This is a genomic window from Pseudomonas nicosulfuronedens (assembly GCF_005877905.1).
Lineage (GTDB): Bacteria > Pseudomonadota > Gammaproteobacteria > Pseudomonadales > Pseudomonadaceae > Pseudomonas > Pseudomonas nicosulfuronedens.
The window spans coordinates 306,169-324,398 of the sequence record NZ_SWDV01000004.1 but is presented as its reverse complement, the minus strand read 5'-3'; the positions used below and the strand labels follow the sequence as shown (position 1 = coordinate 324,398).

17 protein-coding genes are annotated in these 18,230 nt (G+C 63.6%); 8 read left to right on the top strand and 9 right to left on the bottom strand.

The window, feature by feature from the left end:
* The 7 genes from FAS41_RS06875 to FAS41_RS06845 all read left to right on the top strand — a co-directional run.
* Positions 1 to 1,404 (top strand): undecaprenyl-phosphate glucose phosphotransferase (locus FAS41_RS06875; protein WP_246084823.1); only part of this gene is annotated, 1,404 nt, incomplete at its 5' end.
* Positions 1,405 to 1,580: 176 nt separating this feature from the next.
* Positions 1,581 to 2,687, top strand: coding sequence for a polysaccharide biosynthesis/export family protein (locus FAS41_RS06870; RefSeq protein WP_138520850.1), 1,107 nt, complete (start codon positions 1,581 to 1,583; stop codon positions 2,685 to 2,687).
* A 9-nt stretch (positions 2,688 to 2,696) separates the two neighbouring features.
* Positions 2,697 to 3,353 carry a YjbF family lipoprotein gene (locus FAS41_RS06865; protein ID WP_138520849.1) on the top strand — a complete coding sequence of 219 codons (657 nt, stop codon included), beginning with the start codon at positions 2,697 to 2,699 and terminating at the stop codon, positions 3,351 to 3,353.
* Positions 3,350 to 4,123 (top strand): capsule biosynthesis GfcC family protein, encoded by a 774-nt coding sequence (locus FAS41_RS06860; RefSeq protein ID WP_138520848.1) that lies wholly within the window; start codon positions 3,350 to 3,352, stop codon positions 4,121 to 4,123. The genes FAS41_RS06865 and FAS41_RS06860 overlap by 4 nt, the downstream gene beginning before the upstream one ends.
* Positions 4,120 to 6,207, top strand: coding sequence for a YjbH domain-containing protein (locus FAS41_RS06855; RefSeq protein WP_138520847.1), 2,088 nt, complete (start codon positions 4,120 to 4,122; stop codon positions 6,205 to 6,207). Before FAS41_RS06860 ends, FAS41_RS06855 begins: the two co-directional genes overlap by 4 nt.
* 85 nt (positions 6,208 to 6,292) lie before the next feature.
* Entirely contained in the window at positions 6,293 to 6,691 is a 399-nt protein-coding gene (locus FAS41_RS06850) for a YbaY family lipoprotein (RefSeq protein ID WP_138520846.1), read from the top strand.
* A gap of 107 nt (positions 6,692 to 6,798) precedes the next feature.
* Positions 6,799 to 7,476, top strand: a complete 678-nt coding sequence (locus tag FAS41_RS06845) for a DUF4197 domain-containing protein (RefSeq protein WP_138520845.1) — start codon at positions 6,799 to 6,801, stop codon at positions 7,474 to 7,476.
* Between the two features lie 99 nt (positions 7,477 to 7,575).
* Here FAS41_RS06845 and FAS41_RS06840 read toward each other — a convergent pair whose 3' ends face one another.
* The 4 genes from FAS41_RS06840 to FAS41_RS06825 all read right to left on the bottom strand — a co-directional run bounded on the left by FAS41_RS06840 (position 7,576) and on the right by FAS41_RS06825 (position 13,581).
* Positions 7,576 to 7,770 (bottom strand): hypothetical protein, encoded by a 195-nt coding sequence (locus FAS41_RS06840; RefSeq protein ID WP_138520844.1) that lies wholly within the window; start codon positions 7,768 to 7,770, stop codon positions 7,576 to 7,578.
* Between the two features lie 349 nt (positions 7,771 to 8,119).
* Positions 8,120 to 8,599: a BRO-N domain-containing protein gene (locus FAS41_RS06835; RefSeq protein WP_246084822.1), complete on the bottom strand. Its 480-nt coding sequence runs from the start codon at positions 8,597 to 8,599 to the stop codon at positions 8,120 to 8,122.
* Between the two features lie 803 nt (positions 8,600 to 9,402).
* The gene (locus FAS41_RS06830; RefSeq protein WP_138520843.1) at positions 9,403 to 12,471 is read right to left on the bottom strand and encodes an efflux RND transporter permease subunit; all 3,069 of its coding nucleotides are present in this window, start codon (positions 12,469 to 12,471) and stop codon (positions 9,403 to 9,405) included.
* Between the two features lie 6 nt (positions 12,472 to 12,477).
* Entirely contained in the window at positions 12,478 to 13,581 is a 1,104-nt protein-coding gene (locus FAS41_RS06825) for an efflux RND transporter periplasmic adaptor subunit (protein ID WP_138520842.1), read from the bottom strand.
* 97 nt (positions 13,582 to 13,678) lie between these two features.
* On the opposite strand from FAS41_RS06825, the gene FAS41_RS06820 reads away from it, so the two are divergent.
* Positions 13,679 to 14,311, top strand: a complete 633-nt coding sequence (locus tag FAS41_RS06820) for a TetR/AcrR family transcriptional regulator (protein ID WP_138520841.1) — start codon at positions 13,679 to 13,681, stop codon at positions 14,309 to 14,311.
* Positions 14,312 to 14,549: 238 nt separating this feature from the next.
* On the opposite strand, the gene FAS41_RS06815 is transcribed toward FAS41_RS06820, so the two are convergent.
* From FAS41_RS06815 to FAS41_RS06795, 5 genes are all read right to left on the bottom strand, one after another.
* Complete coding sequence (locus FAS41_RS06815) at positions 14,550 to 15,332, bottom strand: class I SAM-dependent methyltransferase (RefSeq protein ID WP_138520840.1); 783 nt, start codon at positions 15,330 to 15,332, stop codon at positions 14,550 to 14,552.
* A gap of 55 nt (positions 15,333 to 15,387) precedes the next feature.
* Positions 15,388 to 16,080 (bottom strand): extensin-like domain-containing protein, encoded by a 693-nt coding sequence (locus FAS41_RS06810; protein ID WP_171049449.1) that lies wholly within the window; start codon positions 16,078 to 16,080, stop codon positions 15,388 to 15,390.
* Between the two features lie 3 nt (positions 16,081 to 16,083).
* The gene (locus FAS41_RS06805) at positions 16,084 to 16,911 is read right to left on the bottom strand and encodes an isocitrate lyase/PEP mutase family protein (protein ID WP_138520839.1); all 828 of its coding nucleotides are present in this window, start codon (positions 16,909 to 16,911) and stop codon (positions 16,084 to 16,086) included.
* A gap of 74 nt (positions 16,912 to 16,985) precedes the next feature.
* The gene (locus FAS41_RS06800; protein ID WP_138520838.1) at positions 16,986 to 17,846 is read right to left on the bottom strand and encodes a DUF72 domain-containing protein; all 861 of its coding nucleotides are present in this window, start codon (positions 17,844 to 17,846) and stop codon (positions 16,986 to 16,988) included.
* Positions 17,843 to 18,187, bottom strand: a complete 345-nt coding sequence (locus FAS41_RS06795; RefSeq protein WP_138520837.1) for a hypothetical protein — start codon at positions 18,185 to 18,187, stop codon at positions 17,843 to 17,845. The genes FAS41_RS06800 and FAS41_RS06795 overlap by 4 nt, the downstream gene beginning before the upstream one ends.
* Between the last annotated feature and the right edge of the window lie 43 nt (positions 18,188 to 18,230).

Here is an 18,230-nt window from a genome sequence, read left to right as displayed (position 1 = left end):
GAACGCAGAATCCTCCGCCCCCATCAAGCCACTATTTCCATCCTGCAGAAGCTGCTTGACCTCGGCGTCATCTGTCTCGGCATGAGCGTGGTCATCGCCATCGATAGAGCACAGTGGAATTACTCAACCGTCATCGCAACTTTGTTTGCCCTGGTCATCTTCTATCTACTCAGTGATTTCGGGCAACTCTATGTCTCATGGCGGGGTGAACGAATTCGCGAGGAGATACAGAAGGTTGGTGGTGTCTGGGCAATCAGCTTTGCCGGCGTTGCGGTTGCCGACTACCTCAGTCCAGAGATCACCGTGCTCAGCGGGAAAGGTCAGATACAGTGGTTCTCACTGGTACTCGGCGGCTTGTGCGGTTACCGCGTGCTATTGCGCTCAGGCCTGCATGCGCTTCGCCGTCGCGGCTTTAACACTCGCTCGGTTGCCATTGCCGGCGCAGGCACGTTGGGGCAGCGCTTGGCAACCAGCATTGCCAGCGCCCCCTGGATGGGGCTGGAACTGGTCGGCTTCTTCGATGACAAGCTTCACGCCCCCGTTAGCCTGGGCACTGGCAATGTGAAACTGCCTATTTCCGGCACGCTGGAACACCTGGTCGAACAGGCTCGTACGGGCAAGCTGGATCGTGTCTACATTACGCTCCCCACGCGCAGCGAAACACGAATCAGATGGTTGGTGGAGCAACTGAGCGATACCACGACCTCCGTCTATATCGTCCCCGATGTTTTCGTCTTCAACCTGCTTCATGCCCGCTCACAGAACATCGACGGCATTCCAACCATCAGCATCTTCGACAGTCCCATGGTGGGAGCCGGCGCATGGGTAAAGCGCCTGGAAGACATCGTGCTGTCTTCGTTGATTCTCTGCCTCATCGCCGTCCCGATGTTGCTGATATCCGTTGCGGTAAAACTCACGTCGCCCGGCCCGATCTTCTTCAAGCAGAAGCGCTACGGCATCGATGGCCGTTCGATAGAAGTGTGGAAGTTCCGCAGCATGCGGGTCATGGAGAACGGCGCGAGAGTCACCCAGGCCACACGCAACGACAATCGCATCACCCCAGTTGGATCCTTCCTGCGCCGAACCTCGCTGGACGAACTGCCGCAATTCATCAACGTATTGCTGGGCGATATGTCCATCGTCGGCCCACGCCCCCATGCCATTGCGCACAACGAAGAGTATCGCGGGCAGATCAGCAGCTACATGCTGCGTCACAAGGTCAAGCCAGGTATCACTGGCTGGGCCCAGGTGAATGGTTGGCGTGGGGAGACGGACACGCTGGAGAAGATGCAGAAGCGCGTCGAGTTTGACTTGGCCTACATCAACAACTGGTCGCTGTGGTGGGACCTGAAGATCGTATTCCTGACGCTATTCAAGGGCTTCGTCCACCAGAACGCTTACTAGTCAAACTCGCTGTCAGTTAGCGAATTTCCTGTCCCGCATCGCCATCCTTTTCCTACATCCCTTATCAGACCTGATTGCTACCCTGCGCAGCCTCTCGGCCGTCCTCTTATGCCCAGGAAAACCGGCGTCGGCCATCTCCCGCGTCAATCCCATCATCTTCCATGTGTAACCAGCCCATGCTCCGTCCCTTATCTATCGCGTTCCTGTCCGCCTTTGCACTCCAGGGATGCATGTTCTCCCCTGGTCAGAACCTCGATACCGGACGGTTATTGCAGGACGACTCTGCCGAGTCCAGCCGTGTCGAACTGGTACAGATCACTCCCAAACTGCTGGCGGTAGAAGCCGCGACGCAACCTCAGGGTGCCGTCCCGGTAAAGCTGACCGACTACCGCCCGGAAAGCTATCGCATTGGCGCGGGTGACCTGCTCTACATCACGGTCTGGGATCACCCCGAGTTGACCTCGCCAGCGGGGCAGCAGCAGCAAACCGATGCCAACGGACGCCTGGTCCGACCGGACGGCACCCTCTTCTATCCCTACATCGGCACGGTTCGAGTAGGCGGGCGCACCATCGAGGACGTCCGCGCGACCATCAGTGAGGCGCTTTCGGCCTATGTCGAAGAGCCGCAGGTGGACATTGCCATCCTGCGTTTCGCCAGCCAGCGAGTGGTACTTAATGGCGCCTTCGTCAAGGCGGGCCAGCAGCCCATCACCACCACCCCCCTGACGCTGATGGAGGCCATTGGCACCGCTGAAGTGGACTCGCTCAACGCCGACCTTGCCGGCCTGACGCTCACTCGGGACGGAGAAGTCTTCCAGCTCAACCTGGATGCCTTGAACACCGCCGAGGGAACCGACCTGTACAACCTGAGCCTGAAGGACGGCGACCGCATCTACCTGCCCTACAACGACCGCAAGAAGGTCTACCTGATGGGCGAGGTCAACGCACCGCGCGCCCTGACTTTCAAGACCCGCGAAATGAACCTGGCCGACGCACTGGGCAGTGTCGGCGGTCTCAACCAGACCACCTCCAACGGCAAGGCCGTCTACGTCATTCGCGGCGTGGAGAACCTGGAAACCGAACGCGCCAAGGTCTTCCAGCTCGACGCCAATTCACCAACTGCGTTCATCCTCGCCCGGCAGTTCCAGCTGCGCCCCCAGGACGTGGTCTACGTCGGCCCAGCCGGAGTGACCCGCTGGAATCGCCTGATCAGCCAGCTCGTTCCCTCGGCCGGCATTATCGGCACAGGTTCGACCGTCCAGCACAACCTCAACAACAACTGATACGTGGTCATGATCGCCCTCCGCCTGATCGCGCTGGCCGCATTGGCCGCGTCACTGAGTGGCTGCAACCCCTTGATGCAAGGCTCCCTGAACACCCTGGGCGCCAGCCTTCATGGCCCGGCCTCCCTGGAGGTCACACAAGCCCAGGTCGATGCGCTGCCCTATTACCAGATCCAGGTGACAACCGAATACGGCTCGGCGGTGATGGCGCTGGTGCGCGTGCAGGGCAAGCTGCAGTACTGGCGGGCCAACTCCAATCAGTTGTTGTTACTCGAGGACGGCGTGATCGTACGCACCCTGGGCTTCCCGGAGGATCTTCTTGGGACGCGACTGGCCCATGACTCCCCCTTTCCTCTCGGGTTGCAGCGCATTGCAGACGGGCAGCCAAGCCAGCGCTGGATTGATCTCGGCTCAAACGCTCAGTTCGATGTTCCCCTCAGGGGCACCTTCCACCAAGCCGGCGTCGAGACTGTGCGCATTCTGGACCAGGACCACGCCCTGCTGCGTGTCGACGAATCACTGGCCTCCCCGGTTGCGGGCATGTCTTCGACCAACCACTACTGGGTCGACCCGCAGGATGGCTTCATCCTGCAAAGTCGCCAGCAGGTCACGCCGAGCCTGAGCGTCACGCTCACCCAACTGCGACCACTGCGGGGGCAACAATGAGCCTTGCGCGGATCGGCTGTCTGCTGCTGGGCCTCACGCTCGGCAACACACTATTTGCCAACCCTCGCATCGAGGTGCTCGGCGCAGTCCCCTCTCCGGGAGAAAAGGAAATTGTCGAAGGCCTGCGCCTGGGCGACCTGATGGGTCAACTGCGGATAGACCCGCTGAGCTACTGGTTTGGTGCGTCCTGGCAGCGCGACAGCCTGAAGCAGGAACAACAACGACTGAAAGCGGGCGTCCTGTTCGACCTGATCCAGCTCCAACGTCTCGCCATGCTTCAGAACGAGCCGGGGATGGCCAATGCAGCCCGGCAACTGAACGAGCAGGTGGCCCGACTTCCGGTCACCGGGCGGCGCCTTTACCGACTCGACCCATTGGCCGTCGAACTGAGCGCCGCCCATTCGCCCAAGCTGCAGGGCGGCGACCGACTGATCTTCCCGCCGCGGCCCGACAGTATTCGCGTCACCGGTGCGGTCTCGAACGACTGCAAGCTGTCATTTGCGCCTCTACAACAGGCCTACCGATATGCACAACACTGCCCTGCCCTGGCGGAGGCCGACCCGGATTACCTCTATCTGATTCAGCCTGACGGACAGGTTTCCCGGTTGGGTATCGCCCTGTGGAATCGCGAGGACGCCGAGCCCCCGGCGCCCGGCGCCATCGTGCTGATCCCGCTGGATGCCGGGCGTGTGCAGTCGATAGCCCCGGACCTGAATCAGGAACTGGCCCGGTTCTTCGCCACTCAGCCTTTACCCATGGGATCGCCATGAACAGCCGCCACGGCCTTTACCTGCTGCTGGTAGGCGCCAACCTGACCTTCGCTGAACCGCGCTATACGCTGAACGACTTCGGTGGCATCGGCCTGTTGCAGACGCCAACCGCGCGCATGGCGCCGGCCGGTGAGATCAGCGTCAATGCCAACCGGACCGATCCCTACTCGCGCTACAGCTTTTCACTGCAGCCGTTCGACTGGATGGAGGGTACGTTCCGCTATACCGCAATCAGCAACCGCAAATATGGATCTGCAGACGAGAGCGGCAACCAGAGTTACAAGGACAAAGCCTTTGACGTCAAATTCCGCCTGCTGCAGGAAAGCCGCTGGGTGCCCGAGATTGCCTTGGGTGGTCGAGATATTGGCGGTACCGGCCTGTTCTCCAGCGAGTACTTTGTTGGCAACAAGCGCGTCGGTGATCTCGACTTCAGCCTGGGACTTGCCTGGGGTTACATCGGCAACCGGGGCGAGCTGGACAATCCGCTCGGCTGGATCGATGACCGATTCAATACGCGGCCCCAGTCCAAGGGTACCGGGGAACTGAGTTCCAATAGCTACTTCCGTGGCCGCCCTTCCCTCTTCGGCGGCATCAACTGGCAGACGCCCTGGAAACCGCTGTCCTTCAAGCTCGAATACGACGGCAACGACTACCAGCACGAACCACTCGACAACCCACAGAAGCAGGACTCGCCGTTCAACATCGGCCTGGTCTTCAAGGCAAGCGATTCGATCGACCTGACGGCCGCCTTCGAGCGCGGCAACACCGCCATGTTCGGCATCACCTTGCACACCAACTTCGCTACCCGCAAGGCCCCAGCGAAAGTGAGCGACCCCGCTCCCGAAACCTTGGCACAGCGAGTGGAGCAGAAACCAGGCGGCACAACCGACTGGGCCGAGGTCTCCCATCGCCTGGAAACAAACGCCGGCTACAAGGTCGAGCGCATTACGCAGAAGGACCACGAAGTCGTGGTGTACGGCGAGCAGACCCGCTATCTCTATCCACCCGAAGCGGTGGGGCGTACGGCACGCATCCTGGATAACAGCACCGACCAGGAAGCCCAGTGGTTTACCGTCGTCGACACGCGCTATGGCCAGCCCATCGTCGAAACCAGCGTGCCGCGTCGACTGTTCGAGGACGTGGTCAATCAGGAACGGCCGCTGGAAGACCTGCGCCGTGCGACCGAACAGAACGTACCGCTGCCGCAGCAGGAACAGGTGCTGTACCAACAGAAACCCGATCCGTTCAGCTACAACGTCGGCCTCGGCTACAACCAGAGCGTCGGCGGGCCGAACGACTTCCTGCTCTATCAGTTCACAGCCGACCTCGACAGCGAATACCGCTTCACGCCAAGCCTGTGGGCGAACGGCCTGCTCAGCGTCAACTTGTTCAACAACTTCGACAACTTCACCTACGACGCACCGAGCAACCTGCCGCGCGTGCGCACCGATGTCCGCGAGTACATGACAACCTCCAACGTCATGCTGCAAACCTTCCAGATGAACAAGACCATGCGGCTGGACCAGGACCTCTATGGCATGGTCTACGCCGGTTATCTGGAAAGCATGTACGCCGGCGTGGGCGGCGAACTGCTGTATCGCCCCATGAACGAACGCTGGGCATTGGGCGCCAACCTTGATCTGGTGCGCCAGCGTGAGTTCGATCAGCACTTCGCCCTGCGCGATTACCAGACGGCGACCGGCTTCGTCACCCTCTACTGGCAAACCGGTTTCGAGGACATCCTCGCGCAGGTCAGTGCCGGCCGTTACCTGGCGCGCGACTGGGGCGGCACCCTCGATCTGTCCCGCCAGTTCAGGAACGGCGTGCGCTTCGGCGCCTGGGTCACGCTGACCACGGCGGACAAGGAGGCCTACGGCGAGGGCAGCTTCGACAAGGGCATCTACGTGTCAATCCCCTTCGACGAGCTGATGAGCAGTTCCACCATGCGCCGCGCCAACCTGAGCTGGGACCCTCTGACCCGTGACGGTGGCGCACGACTCAGCCACTACTACTCGCTGTATGACCTCACGGACGGCCGCGATCAGGTCATGTTCCAGAACCGCTTCGGACGCATCGTGAAATAACTCGACGCTCTCCCAGATCATGGCGCGGAAACCAAAGTCACCCACAATGGTCTGACGCGCCCTGGATCCAAGGAGAGCTCCCCCCATGAAAACCCTTCCCCTGCTACTGATGACCGGCCTGCTCGCCGCCTGCAGTTCCACTTCTTCCGGCGACAAGGCATCGCTGGATGGCGAAGTCTTCTACCTGCAGCGCATCGCCCTGCCGCCCACTGCCCAGGTCACCGTCAGCCTGCAGGACGTATCGCTGGCCGATGCGCCGGCCGTCGACCTCGCCCAGCAACAGTTGGAGCCCGGTCGCCAGGTGCCGCTGGCGTTCCATCTGGATTACGACCGCAACCAGGTCAAGCCGGGCCACAGCTACAGCATCAGTGCGCGCATCGAGGACGGCGGCCGCCTGCTGTTCATCACCACCGAGCGCCACAGCGTCAAACTCGATGGCAGCGATCCTCAGCCGCTGCGCGTCCGCGTCGATCCCGTGCGCTGATTCACCGCGCCGCCGGGTTTTCCCCGGCGGCCATCCTCCGTTAATCTCCCCCCTCCCTTCTCCACCTCGGCGGTTCGAAACCGTCGTGTTTCGCCAAGGAAGTATCGATGCTGCGATTCCCCGTTCTGCTGGCCGGCGCCCTGCTGTCCTTCAATGCCTTTGCCCTGTCCCTCTCCGACCTTAGCCAGAGCGATGCCACCGGCGGCCTGAAAGATGCGCTGACCCAGGGTGCCCAGGTAGCCGTGAAGCAGCTCAGCCAACCTGGCGGTTTCAGCAATGACCCGGCCGTGCGCATCGAACTGCCCGGGAAGCTGGGCAAGGCCGCCAAGACCATGAAGCAATTCGGCATGGGCGCCCAGGTCGACCAGCTCGAAGCGAGCATGAACAAGGCCGCCGAGACTGCCATGCCGCAAGCCCAGGCGCTGCTGGTGGATGCGGTCAAGAAGATGAGCGTGACCGATGCCAAGGGCATCCTCCAGGGCGGCGAGCATTCCGCCACCGATTACCTGAACCGCAGCAGTCGCGAGCAACTGCGCGCCAAGTTCCTGCCGATCATCAAGCAGGCCACCGACCAGGTCGGCGTGGCCAAGCAGTACAACGCATTCGCCAGCCAGGCTGCCGCCTTCGGCGTTGTCGATGCGAAGAACGCGAATATCGAGAACTACGTGACCGAGGAAGCGCTGGACGGCCTGTTCAAGCTCATCGCGGAACAGGAGAAGACCATTCGCCAGAACCCGACTGCCGCGGCCACCGGCCTGGCGAAGAAGGTGTTCGGGGTGCTTTGAGCTCCGCCTGAAGAAGGACGCAAAAAGCCCGGCAAAATGCCGGGCTTTTTCTTTTCTGCTCATGCAGAGCAAGCGTGGGTTAACTGCCCCTCGGGGCGCTCATTCCTGCTGCTGAGGAATGGCGGAAGCCTTCCACTCGGCGATGGCTTGCAGCGCAAGCGGGTCGTCATCGAACCACCCGGTCTGCGAAAGGCCCAGCTTCTCCTCGAGCAATACACAGATCGCGAGCGCCGCGTTGGCGCGGTCTTCACGCGCTTCCCGGATGGTATTTTCGATTTCTTTCCGCAGTTTCATGCTGTCCTGCCTTGGGCTTGGCCACTGTCGTATTGAGGGCGCTCGACGCACCACTTGCTGGTTGGGCGGTGGGCTTGTCGACCTCGTCGCCTCTGTCGGGCTCCTTTGTATTCTTATTTACACAGAGGATCTTTCTGATTCTGAACCAAGAATGCCGGAGGCGCACAGCTGTGCACAAAGTCTCGCCGGGGGCGTCCTACGCCAGTTTGGGCCAGAGGCGTACTGGACAGTCACCCTTTCATACGAACGTGCGTTCGCAGAAGCTCGGCATCCGTAGGCCGGATAACCCGCTCCGGGTAATTCGTCCTACGGACTGCCAGCGATGGGTATCGCTTCGCTCCACGCCATCCTACGCAGTGCCGTCGCGCTCCAGCACGCGGGCGGCGTCACCAAAGCGAAGCCAGACGCTACCTTGCCATTCGAGCACTGCCAGCGGGTAACCCTGTACCTCGCGCAAGGCGTGGCGGGGGAAAGAGCCCGTCGGTAACTGAGCGTCGCGCAGGACCGGTACGACGTCATTGCTCAGCCACTGTCGCAGGTTGCGGTTTTCCGGGTGGTAGAAGTACACGAGCAGCAGCGTGTAGAGGCCGCTTTCGCTGACCAGCAGTTCGTCCTCCCGGCTGCCGACCAGGCGCTCCCAGCGGTACTGGTCAGGGTCGAGCTTGCGCGTGGTGCGACCGCTCACATCGGAATTGGTCAGGCGCGCGAGGTCGCGGGCGGGGAACCAGGCCTGACGATCAATCATCAGGCCGCGCAAAAATCGATCGTAGCGCTGGAAGGTATGGAAGCTCAGGCCATTGTTGGCCGGGAACATCGTCGAAGGGGTCATGCGGTCTCTCCTTGTCCAGCTGGAAAGCCACCATCCCGAGAAGGGAGGCGGACCGTGCAAGGGTGGAAACCGGGATGCTACAGCCATAGACCGGTCGGGCCGAAGCCCGCCTCACACGGTCCGCCATAGACAGCCAGAGTCGGCCCGGCCTTCAAAAAGGCCGGGCCATCTCCGTTACGGCGAAGGTTGTAGCAATCCAGGTTTCCACACCTGACCACGGCTGTTCCGTGGCAGGGAAACGCTAAGCAGCCGGCTTGTAGGACCGCAACGCCGTTGATGAGTCAGGCGGTTCCTGAACGAATACCTCGTGCCTTACGGAGCAATCCGGGCCTGGGAATCGAAGACAGGAAAAGATCGTGAGGGTGACAGGTCAGAAGGTTCGCGTCTGTCGGGCGATTCGTTTCGAGTCGCCAGACGGCGGATAACGCTGCGCGTTATTCGCCCTACACCAAAGCGCGATGCTGGAGTCAATCTGTAGGAGCGAGCTTGCTCGCGAACCTGACGCACGCTGGACTCGCCAGGGAATCTGTTCGCGAGCAAGCTCGCTCCTACAAGATCTAGACCCACTCTCCCTAACCCTCTCCCGCAAGCGGGAGAGGGGACTGTCCGGAGTGGCATGAAACTTTGGCGTCAGCCGGCAAGAACGACTTCCTCGCCCTTTGGAGCCTGGAGCCACCTTGTAGGAGTGAGGGAACGCCTAGTTCCTGCTCGCGAACGGATACCCCGGTAACGCCGAAACGGGTCGGGTTCGCGAGCAAGCTCGCTCCTACAAGTTTGCGCCGGCGCTGAGCATCCGGAATCCGTCAGGCCTCCTTCTTCACCCTGAACCACGCCGCATAGAGCGCCGGCAGGAACAGCAGGGTCAGCGCCGTGGCGACGATCAGGCCGCCCATGATCGCCACCGCCATCGGCCCGAAGAACACGCTGCGCGACAGCGGGATCATCGCCAGCACGGCCGCCAGGGCGGTCAGCACGATGGGGCGGAAGCGTCGCACCGTGGCCTCGATGATGGCGTGCCAGGTGTCCAGGCCGTGGGCGCGGTCCTGCTCGATCTGGTCCACGAGGATCACTGAGTTACGCATGATCATCCCCGCCAACGCGATGGTGCCGAGCATGGCCACGAAGCCGAAGGGTTTCTGGAAGATCAGCAGGAACAACGTCACGCCGATCAGCCCCAGCGGTGCGGTGAGGAACACCATGATCATCCGCGAGAAGCTGCGCAGCTGAATCATCAGCAGGCTGAGCACCACCACGATGAACAGCGGCACGCCGGCGTTCACCGAATTCTGGCCCTTGGCCGAATCCTCCACGGTGCCGCCGACGTCCAGCAGGTAACCGTCGGGCAACTCGGCGCGGATCGGGTCCAGCGTCGGCGAGATCTGCTTCACCAGGGTCGCCGGCAGCGAGTCGTCGTAGATGTCGGCGCGCACGGTCACCGTCGGCAAGCGGTTGCGTCGCCAGATGATACCTTCCTCGAAGCCGTACTCCAGCGTCGCCACCTGCGACAGCGCCACGCTGCGACCGCTGCTGGTCTGCATCGACAGGCTGGGCAGTTGTGACAGGTCATGCCGGCCGCGCTCGTCGCCGCGCAGGAGGATCTCGATCAGCTCGTTGTCCTCGCGGTAGTAGCTGACGGTGGAGCCGGTCAGCGAGCTCTGCAGGAACTGCGAGATGTCCGAGGTGCTTACGCCCAGGGCGCGGGCGCGCTCCTGATCGATGTCGAGGAAGATCGCCTTGCTCGGCTCTTCCCAGTCCAGGTGCACGTTCACCACATGGGGATTCTCGCGCATCTTGTCGGCGACCTTGCGCGCCAGCTCGCGGACTTCCGGGATGTGCTCGCCGGAAACGCGGAACTGCACCGGGTAGCCCACCGGCGGGCCGTTCTCCAGGCGGCTGATGCGGGTGCGCAGGGTCGGGAAGTCCTCGTTCATGTGCTTGATCAGCCACTGGCGAATCTCTTCACGCGACTCCAGGCTCTTCGCCAACACCACGAACTGCGCGAAGCTCGCCGCCGGCAGTTGCTGGTCCAGCGGCAGGTAGAAGCGCGGCGAACCGGTGCCGACGTAGGCCACGTAATTGTCGATGCCCGGATGCTCGGCGAGCATCTTCTCCAGGCGATTGACCTGTTCGGTGGTGGCGGTCAGCGAATCGCCTTCGGCCAGCTTCAGGTCCACCAGCAATTCCAGGCGCGCCGAGGGCGGGAAGAACTGCTGCGGCACCAGGCGGAACAGCATGATCGAGCCGATGAAGGCGGCGACGGTCAGCAGGATCACCGTCTTGCGGTAGCGCACGCACCACTCCACCACGCGGCGGAAGCGCTGGTAGAAGGGTGTCGAGTACGGGTCGTGGCCCTTGTCGCTGCCGCCGTGCTTTTCCGCATGGCGCTTGGCGAGATCGGGCAGCAGCTTCTCGCCCAGGTAGGGCACGAAGACCACGGCGGCGATCCACGACACCAGCAATGCAATGGTCACCACCTGGAACAACGAGCGGGTGTATTCGCCGGTGCCGGACTGCGCGGTGGCAATCGGCAGGAAGCCGGCGGCGGTGACCAGGGTGCCGGTGAGCATCGGGAAGGCCGTGCTGGTCCAGGCGTAACTCGCCGCCTTGAGCCGGTCGTAGCCCTGCTCCATCTTCACCGCCATCATCTCCACGGCGATGATCGCGTCGTCCACCAGCAGCCCCAGCGCCAGCACCAGCGCGCCGAGGGAAATCTTGTGAAGGCCGATGCCGAAGTAGTACATGCAGGCGAAAGTCATCGCCAGCACCAGCGGGATCGACAGCGCCACTACCAGGCCGGTACGCAGGCCGAGGGAGAAGAAGCTCACCAGCAGCACGATGATCAGCGCCTCGGCCAGCACGCGGACGAACTCGCCGACGCCTTCACGCACCGCCGCCGGCTGGTCGGAAACCTTGCGCAGCTCCATGCCCGCCGGCAGCGTCTGCTGCAGGCGCTCGAACTCGGCGTCGAGCTTCTTGCCCAGCACCAGGATGTCACCGCCGTCCTTCATCGCCACGGCGATGCCGATGGCGTCCTCGCCCATGAAGCGCATGCGCGGCGCGGGCGGATCGTTGAAGCCACGGTGCACCTCGGCCACATCACCGATGCGGAAGGTACGGTCGCCGACGCGGATCGGGAAGGAGCGGATATCCTCCACCGAATCGAAGCGTCCGGACACGCGCAGTTGCACGCGGTCGGTCGCCGTCTCGAAGAAGCCGGTGGCGGTGACCGCGTTCTGCTCTTCCAGCGCCTTCTGCACCGCCGCCAGCGGAAGGCCGAGGGTGGCGAGCTTGGTGTTGGACAGGTCGATCCAGATCTTCTCGTCCTGCAGGCCGACCAGCTCGACCTTGCCGACGTCCTTGATCCGCTGCAGTTGCAGCTGCAGGCGGTCGGCGTAGTCCTTGAGCACGGCGTAGTCGAAGCCCTTGCCAGACAATGCGTAGATGTTGCCGAAGGTGGTGCCGAACTCGTCGTTGAAGAACGGCCCCTGGATGCCCTGCGGAAGGGTGTAGCGAATGTCGTTGACCTTCTTGCGGATCTGGTACCAGAGCTCGGGGATATCGCGCGAGTGGAAGTCCTCGCGGGCGACGAAGGTCACCTGGGACTCACCGGGACGCGAGAAGGAAATGATGCGGTCGAAGTCGCCGGTCTCCATCAGCTTCTTCTCGATGCGCTCGGTGACCTGGCGCGAGACTTCTTCGGCGGTCGCCCCCGGCCAGTTGGTTTTCACCACCATCGCCTTGAAGGTGAACGGCGGGTCCTCGCTCTGCCCCAGCTTGGTGTAGGACAGCGTACCGACAATGCCCAGCAGCAGCATGAGGTACAGGACGATGGAGCGGTTCTGCAGCGCCCAGGCGGAAAGGTTGAATTGCATCGGGCGTTACTCCTTCGCCACCAGCTTGATCGACCGGTTCTCCCGGTCGACCGGCCGCACCTCCTGTCCTTCGCGTAGCACCTGAACACCGGCGGCCACCACCCAGTCACCATCCTTCAGGCCTTCCAGCACCGGCACACGGTCTTCGGCGAAAGGCCCGATGCGCACCGGGCGGCGATGCAGGGTGGAAGTTTTCGGGTCGACGACCCAGACGAACGGCTGGCCGGCTTCCGAAGTCACGGCAGCGAGCGGCACCGCCAGCGGCACGGCGCCCTCGGCATGGATATAGACGCGGGCGCTCTGGCCCAGCTCGGCGGGCACCTTGGCGTCGTCGAAGGCGACACGTGCGGCGAAGGTGCGCGACTGCGGATCGGCCGCCGGCGACAGTTCGCGAATCTTGCCGCTGAAGCGTTTGTCGCGCTGCGACCAGAGTTCGACGCTCACTGCTTCGCCGACGCGGAAGCGTTCGAAGGCGTGTTCAGGGAAGCTGATCAGCACTTCGCGGTCGCCATCGGCGGCCAGGGTGAAGACGGTCTGCCCAGCGGCGACCACCTGCCCGACCTCCACCCGACGGGTAGCGATCACGCCGTCCTGGGGCGAGCGCAGCACCGCGTAGCCGGCCTGGTTGCTGGCCACGTCGTACTCGGCGCGAATCTGTTTCACCCGCGCCTCGCCGGCGCGGTAGGTATTCTCGATGTTGTCGAACTGCGACTGGCTGACCAGCTGGCGCTCCAGCAGGGTCTTGTAGCGGGCATATTCGGAGCGGACGGTCTGCAGGTTGGCTTCGGCAGCGGCCACCTGGGCACGCGTGGCTTCGAGCTGCAGGCGAACGTCTTCGGGATCGAGTTCCGCCAGTGGCTGGTCCTTCTTCACCCGTTCGCCGGTTTCCACCAGGCGCTTGCTGACCTTGCCACCGATGCGGAAGGCCAGTTCGGGCTCATGGCGGGCGTGGACTTCGCCGGGATAGGCCTCGGTGATGTCCTTCGCCGGCAGCGGCTGGACCACGATGGCCGGGCGCACAGCGGGCTTGGGAGGCTCGCCATTACCGCAAGCGGAAAGGGAAAGGATGAAGGCAGCAGGCAGCGCGACAGACAGAGCATGGCGGAACATGATGTGTGACCTTTCGCAAAACGCGGTTGGAATTCTTATACTCCCCGGTATAGTAAAAATACAGAACCCATCAGTCCAGTATTAGAAATGTAAAATCATGTCGCCATCGAACTCATCGAACGGACCGGGTCGACCCAAGGACCCAGCCAAGCGCAAGGCCATTCTCGAAGCCGCCAAGGAGCTGTTCGTCCGCCACGGCTACGACGGCAGCAGTATGGAGGCCATCGCCTCCGAGGCCGGGGTGTCCAAGCTCACCGTGTACAGCCACTTCACGGACAAGGAGACCTTGTTCGCCGAAGCCGTGCAGGCCAAGTGCGCAGAGAACCTGCCCGAGCTGTTCGCCGAGCCATCGGCTGATGCGCCGCTGGAAAGCCTGCTGCTTAACCTCGCGCGCGGCTTCAACCAGCTGATCAACAGCCCGGAAGCCATTGCGTTGAGCCGGCTGATGATTGCCCAGGGTGGTCAGAATCCGCATTTGTCGCAGCTATTCTTCGATGCAGGGCCCCAGCGCGTGCTGGACCAGATGGAACGCTTGCTGGAGCAGGCGCGCCAGCAGGGCAAGCTTGCGATGGACAGCCCGCGCCGGGCTGCCGAGCATTTCCTGATGCTGGTGCAGGGTTGCGTGCACTTCCGCCTGATGATCGGCTGTGTGGTGCCGCCGACCGAGGAAGAGTCAGAGGCTCACGCACGGGAGGTAGTGGCGCTGTTCCTCAAGGCCTTCCGGCCCTGACCGAGCCAGCCTCACGAGCGCCCAGGGAACCTGTAGGAGCGAGCTTGCTCGCGAACGGGGCACTCCGGCAGCTTCGGCGTTGGGCGGGTTCGCGAGCAAGCTCGCTCCTACAAAAGCAGAAGCTGCGGCGATATGTTCAGTAAGAGCGGGCCTTGTTCGCGATAGGTTTGGGTCGCGCCGAGAGTCATCGCGGACGGAGTCCGCTCCTACGCAAAGCCTCGGACCCTCGACCTGGCCGTCAGCCCTTGAGGCTCTTCAGCGGATAGATGTCGTACCGGCTGGACTTGCCTTCCAGGCTGTAGCTGGGCTTGCCGCCCTCGATGATCGGCGCCTTGCGCGGGCGCTTGACCACCACGCGGTGGCTGGCCAGTTTCAGCGCCGCTTCCAGCAGGGCCGGAGCGTCGAGGTCATCCCCCACCAGCGGGCGGAACAGGCGCATCTCCTTCTTCACCAGCGCACTCTTGTCTCGGTGCGGGAACATCGGGTCGAGGTAGATCACCTGCGGCGCCTCCCCTTCCCACGCGGCCATGCGCTCGATGGCATTGCCCTGCAGCAGGCGCATGCGCGCCACGATGGCGCCCACCTCGAAATCCCCTGCGGCACGGGCCAGGCCGTCTTCGAGCAGCGCGGCGATGATCGGCTGGCGCTCGGTCAGGTCCATCTCGCAGCCCAGGGTCGCCAGCACGAAGGCGTCCTTGCCCAGGCCTGCGGTGGCGTCCAGCACATGGGGACGCACGCCCTGCTGGATGCCGACCGCCTTGGCGATCATCTGCCCGGCACCGCCACCGAACTGACGGCGATGCGCACTAGCGCCTTCGAGGAAGTCCACCCGCACCGGGCCGGGGGAATCCGGCCCCAGTTGTAGCAACTGCAGACCGTCATCGCCCAGTTGCAGGGCGAAATCCGCCTCGCCCTCGCCCATCGACAGCCCGAGCCGCTGCGCCCACTGCTCGGCGGCGACTTGCCAGGCAGGCGCCAGCGCCTGGACGACGATGCGCGGCGGGGTGAGTGCTTCGGTCATGACGGGACGATCCTGGAAAAAACCGTGATTCTACCGCAGCCCGTGGCACAGGGGCTCAACGGCAGAGCTGCCAGCCCCCCAGGTCGAAGTGGAAATGGTCGTGGTGGGCGCGGTTGTAGTCCGGTCCGAGCACGCCGTCGAAGTTGCCACAGGCGCTATCACGCACGGCGCGCAGGAAGCGCGCGGCATCGCCCTCGCCGTTCCAGTCCCGGGCCACGACAATGCGCCGACCATCGGCGAGGCGGAAGGCCGCGATGTCCAGCGCATTGGCGCTGGCATGCTGACTGCGCCGCCCTTCGGTGCGGCCATAGATATTGCGGCAGGCAAAGCTACCCAGGTGCTCCACGCCCACCACCGACTGACCGTAGACCGACCGTGCAGCCGGTTGCAGGGAGTAGCGCTCGAACAGCGCGAAGCTCACGGCCAACGGGCAACTGGCGAGGAAGCTGCTGCTCAATTTCACCTCGGCGGCCTGCACACGCCAGACGTTCTGCAACGGGCAGCCGGCAACCGGTTCACTGTCGGCCATGGGCTGTGCCTTGAGGTCGGAGCTTTGCAGCGCCAGCCGGCATAGCTCCGCATCGTCGCGCAGGCGCCATAGCTTGTAGCGGGTCAGCAGGTTCGGCTCATCGCTTACATTCAGCGGCGCCCAGGGACTCCAGCGGTCGGGCAGCTTCAACCATTGCTGCTGCACGGCCAGTGCGAAGCCGGCGATGACGAGGCCGAAACCCAGCAGCCACCCGCGCAAGTGTCAGCCCCGGAAAAGCCCGTTGATGCGGTCGAACGGCATGGCACCGTGCATGGGCTTCAGGTCGCCTTTGGCCAATGCCTCGGAAGCACTGAAGAAAGCACCGTACGCCGCCCGCGCCAGGGTCGAACCGACGCTGACGCGCTTCACGCCCAGTTCCGCCAGTTCCTCCAAGCTCAGTTGCACCGCAGGCGAGCCCACCAACACATTGACCGGCCGCGGCGCTACCGCCTGCACCACTGCAGAGATTTCCTCGCGAGTCTTCAGCCCCGGCGCGTAGAGCACATCGGCGCCAGCCTCGGCAAAGGCCACCAGGCGGCGAATGGTGTCGTCCAGATCGACACGGCCGTGCAGGAAGTTCTCCGCGCGCGCCACCAGGGTGAAGGTGAACGGCAAGGCTCGTGCGGCCTGCACGGCAGCGGCGACGCGCTCGACCGCCAGCTCCAGCGGGTAGATCGGCGTATCCGGTCGGCCTGTGGCGTCCTCGATGGAGCCGCCAACCAGCCCACAGGCAGCGGCCAGGCGAATGGTCTCGGCGCAATCGTCAGGCGTATCGCCATAGCCGTTCTCCAGATCAGCGGCCACCGGCAGCGACGTCGCCTCGACGATCTCACGCGCATTAGCCAGCGCTTCGTCACGGCTCACTGTCCCTTCGGCATCACGGCGACCGAGCGCGAAGGCCAGTCCGGCGCTGGTGGTGGCCAGGGCTTCGAAACCCAGGTGGGCAAGCATCTTCGCTGAGCCGGCATCCCAGGGATTAGGCAGGACGAACAGGCCGTCGCGCTGGTGCAGCGCGCGGAAGGCTGCGCCGCGCTGTTGTTGAGTGGTCATGGCTAACTCCTTGCCGAACGGGGAAGGAGCAGGTTAGTCCCCTCGCCCACCCCGCGCCATGCCCAGTTGACCGCTCAGAGCAGGCCGAGCTGTTCCACTTCCGGCTTGGGCTCGAACAGCGGCGGCAGGCCCGGAAGGCGATCGCGCAGCAAGGCGTGGAAGCGCTGGGCCTGTTCGGCGGCGCGGTGATTGTCCGGTGTGTGCAGGAAGATGTAAGGCGTCAGGCCCTGCTCGATCCACTCGGCCACCTTGCCGATCCAGGGCGTGAGATGGACGAGATTGGCATCCAGGTCCGGCCCGCCGATGAAGCGAACCTGCGGGCTGTCGCTGAAGGCAGCCGGGCGTACCGGCACCTTGGGCTTCTTCGACTGCGCATGGAGCACGGCCGGGTCGTCGGACTGCACGGCGAACAATGCCCGCGAGTCCAGGCAGATACGCTCGACGCCGCGGTCGAGCAGCAGGCGGTTCAGAGCCCGCTCCTCGTCACCCTTGGCGAAAAACGCCGGGTGTCGCACTTCCACGGCAATGCGCCGCCCGGAGAACTCATCCAGCCAGGCAGCCAGTTCACCCAGGCGATCCGGGCCGAAACCTGCGGAAACCTGCAGCCACAGCGGCGCTACGCGCTTGCCCAGCGGTTTGAGCAGATCGAGGAAGTCACGGGTGTTTTCCAACTGCCCGCGCAAGTCGCCTTCGTGGCTGATGTCGCGCGGCAGCTTGGCGCAGAAGCGGAACGTCTCCGGCATGGTCTGCGCCCAGCGCGCGAGGGTGTCGGCGTTGGGGCGGGCGTAGAAGGTAGTGTTGCCTTCCACGGCGTTGAACACTTGAGAGTAGAAGCCCAGCGTCTCAGCGGCGCGCAGATCGGAGGGGTAGAAAGTGCCGCGCCAGGCCGGCTCGTTCCACGAGGGGCAGCCAAGGAAGTACGGCAAGGACATCAGGCGTAAAGGTCGAGACCGAGGACTTCCTGGCCTTCGTACTGGCCGGCCATGCTGGCGGTGCTGGTGTAGCTGGCCAGGGCCTGGGCCGCGCGGGAGCTCAGCGGGCGCTGGTACTCGATGTCGCGCAGGGTCGCCGGCACGCTGTAGCTGCTGGCGCTGGAGGATTCGACGCGGCGAGTCTGCGACTGCGACTCCAGCCCCTGGCTCGCCGAGGTCGGCGCGGGTTGATCGCGACGGGCTTCGACGTCACTTTGCACGTCCCGATACGGCGTGACCGCGGTGCCCGTTCGGGAACCACGCTCCGGCGTCTGGGAAATGGAAGTAAAACCGTCGATACGCATGTCAGAAACTCGGTGGGAATGCGCTCACTCTAGCGAGCGCTCC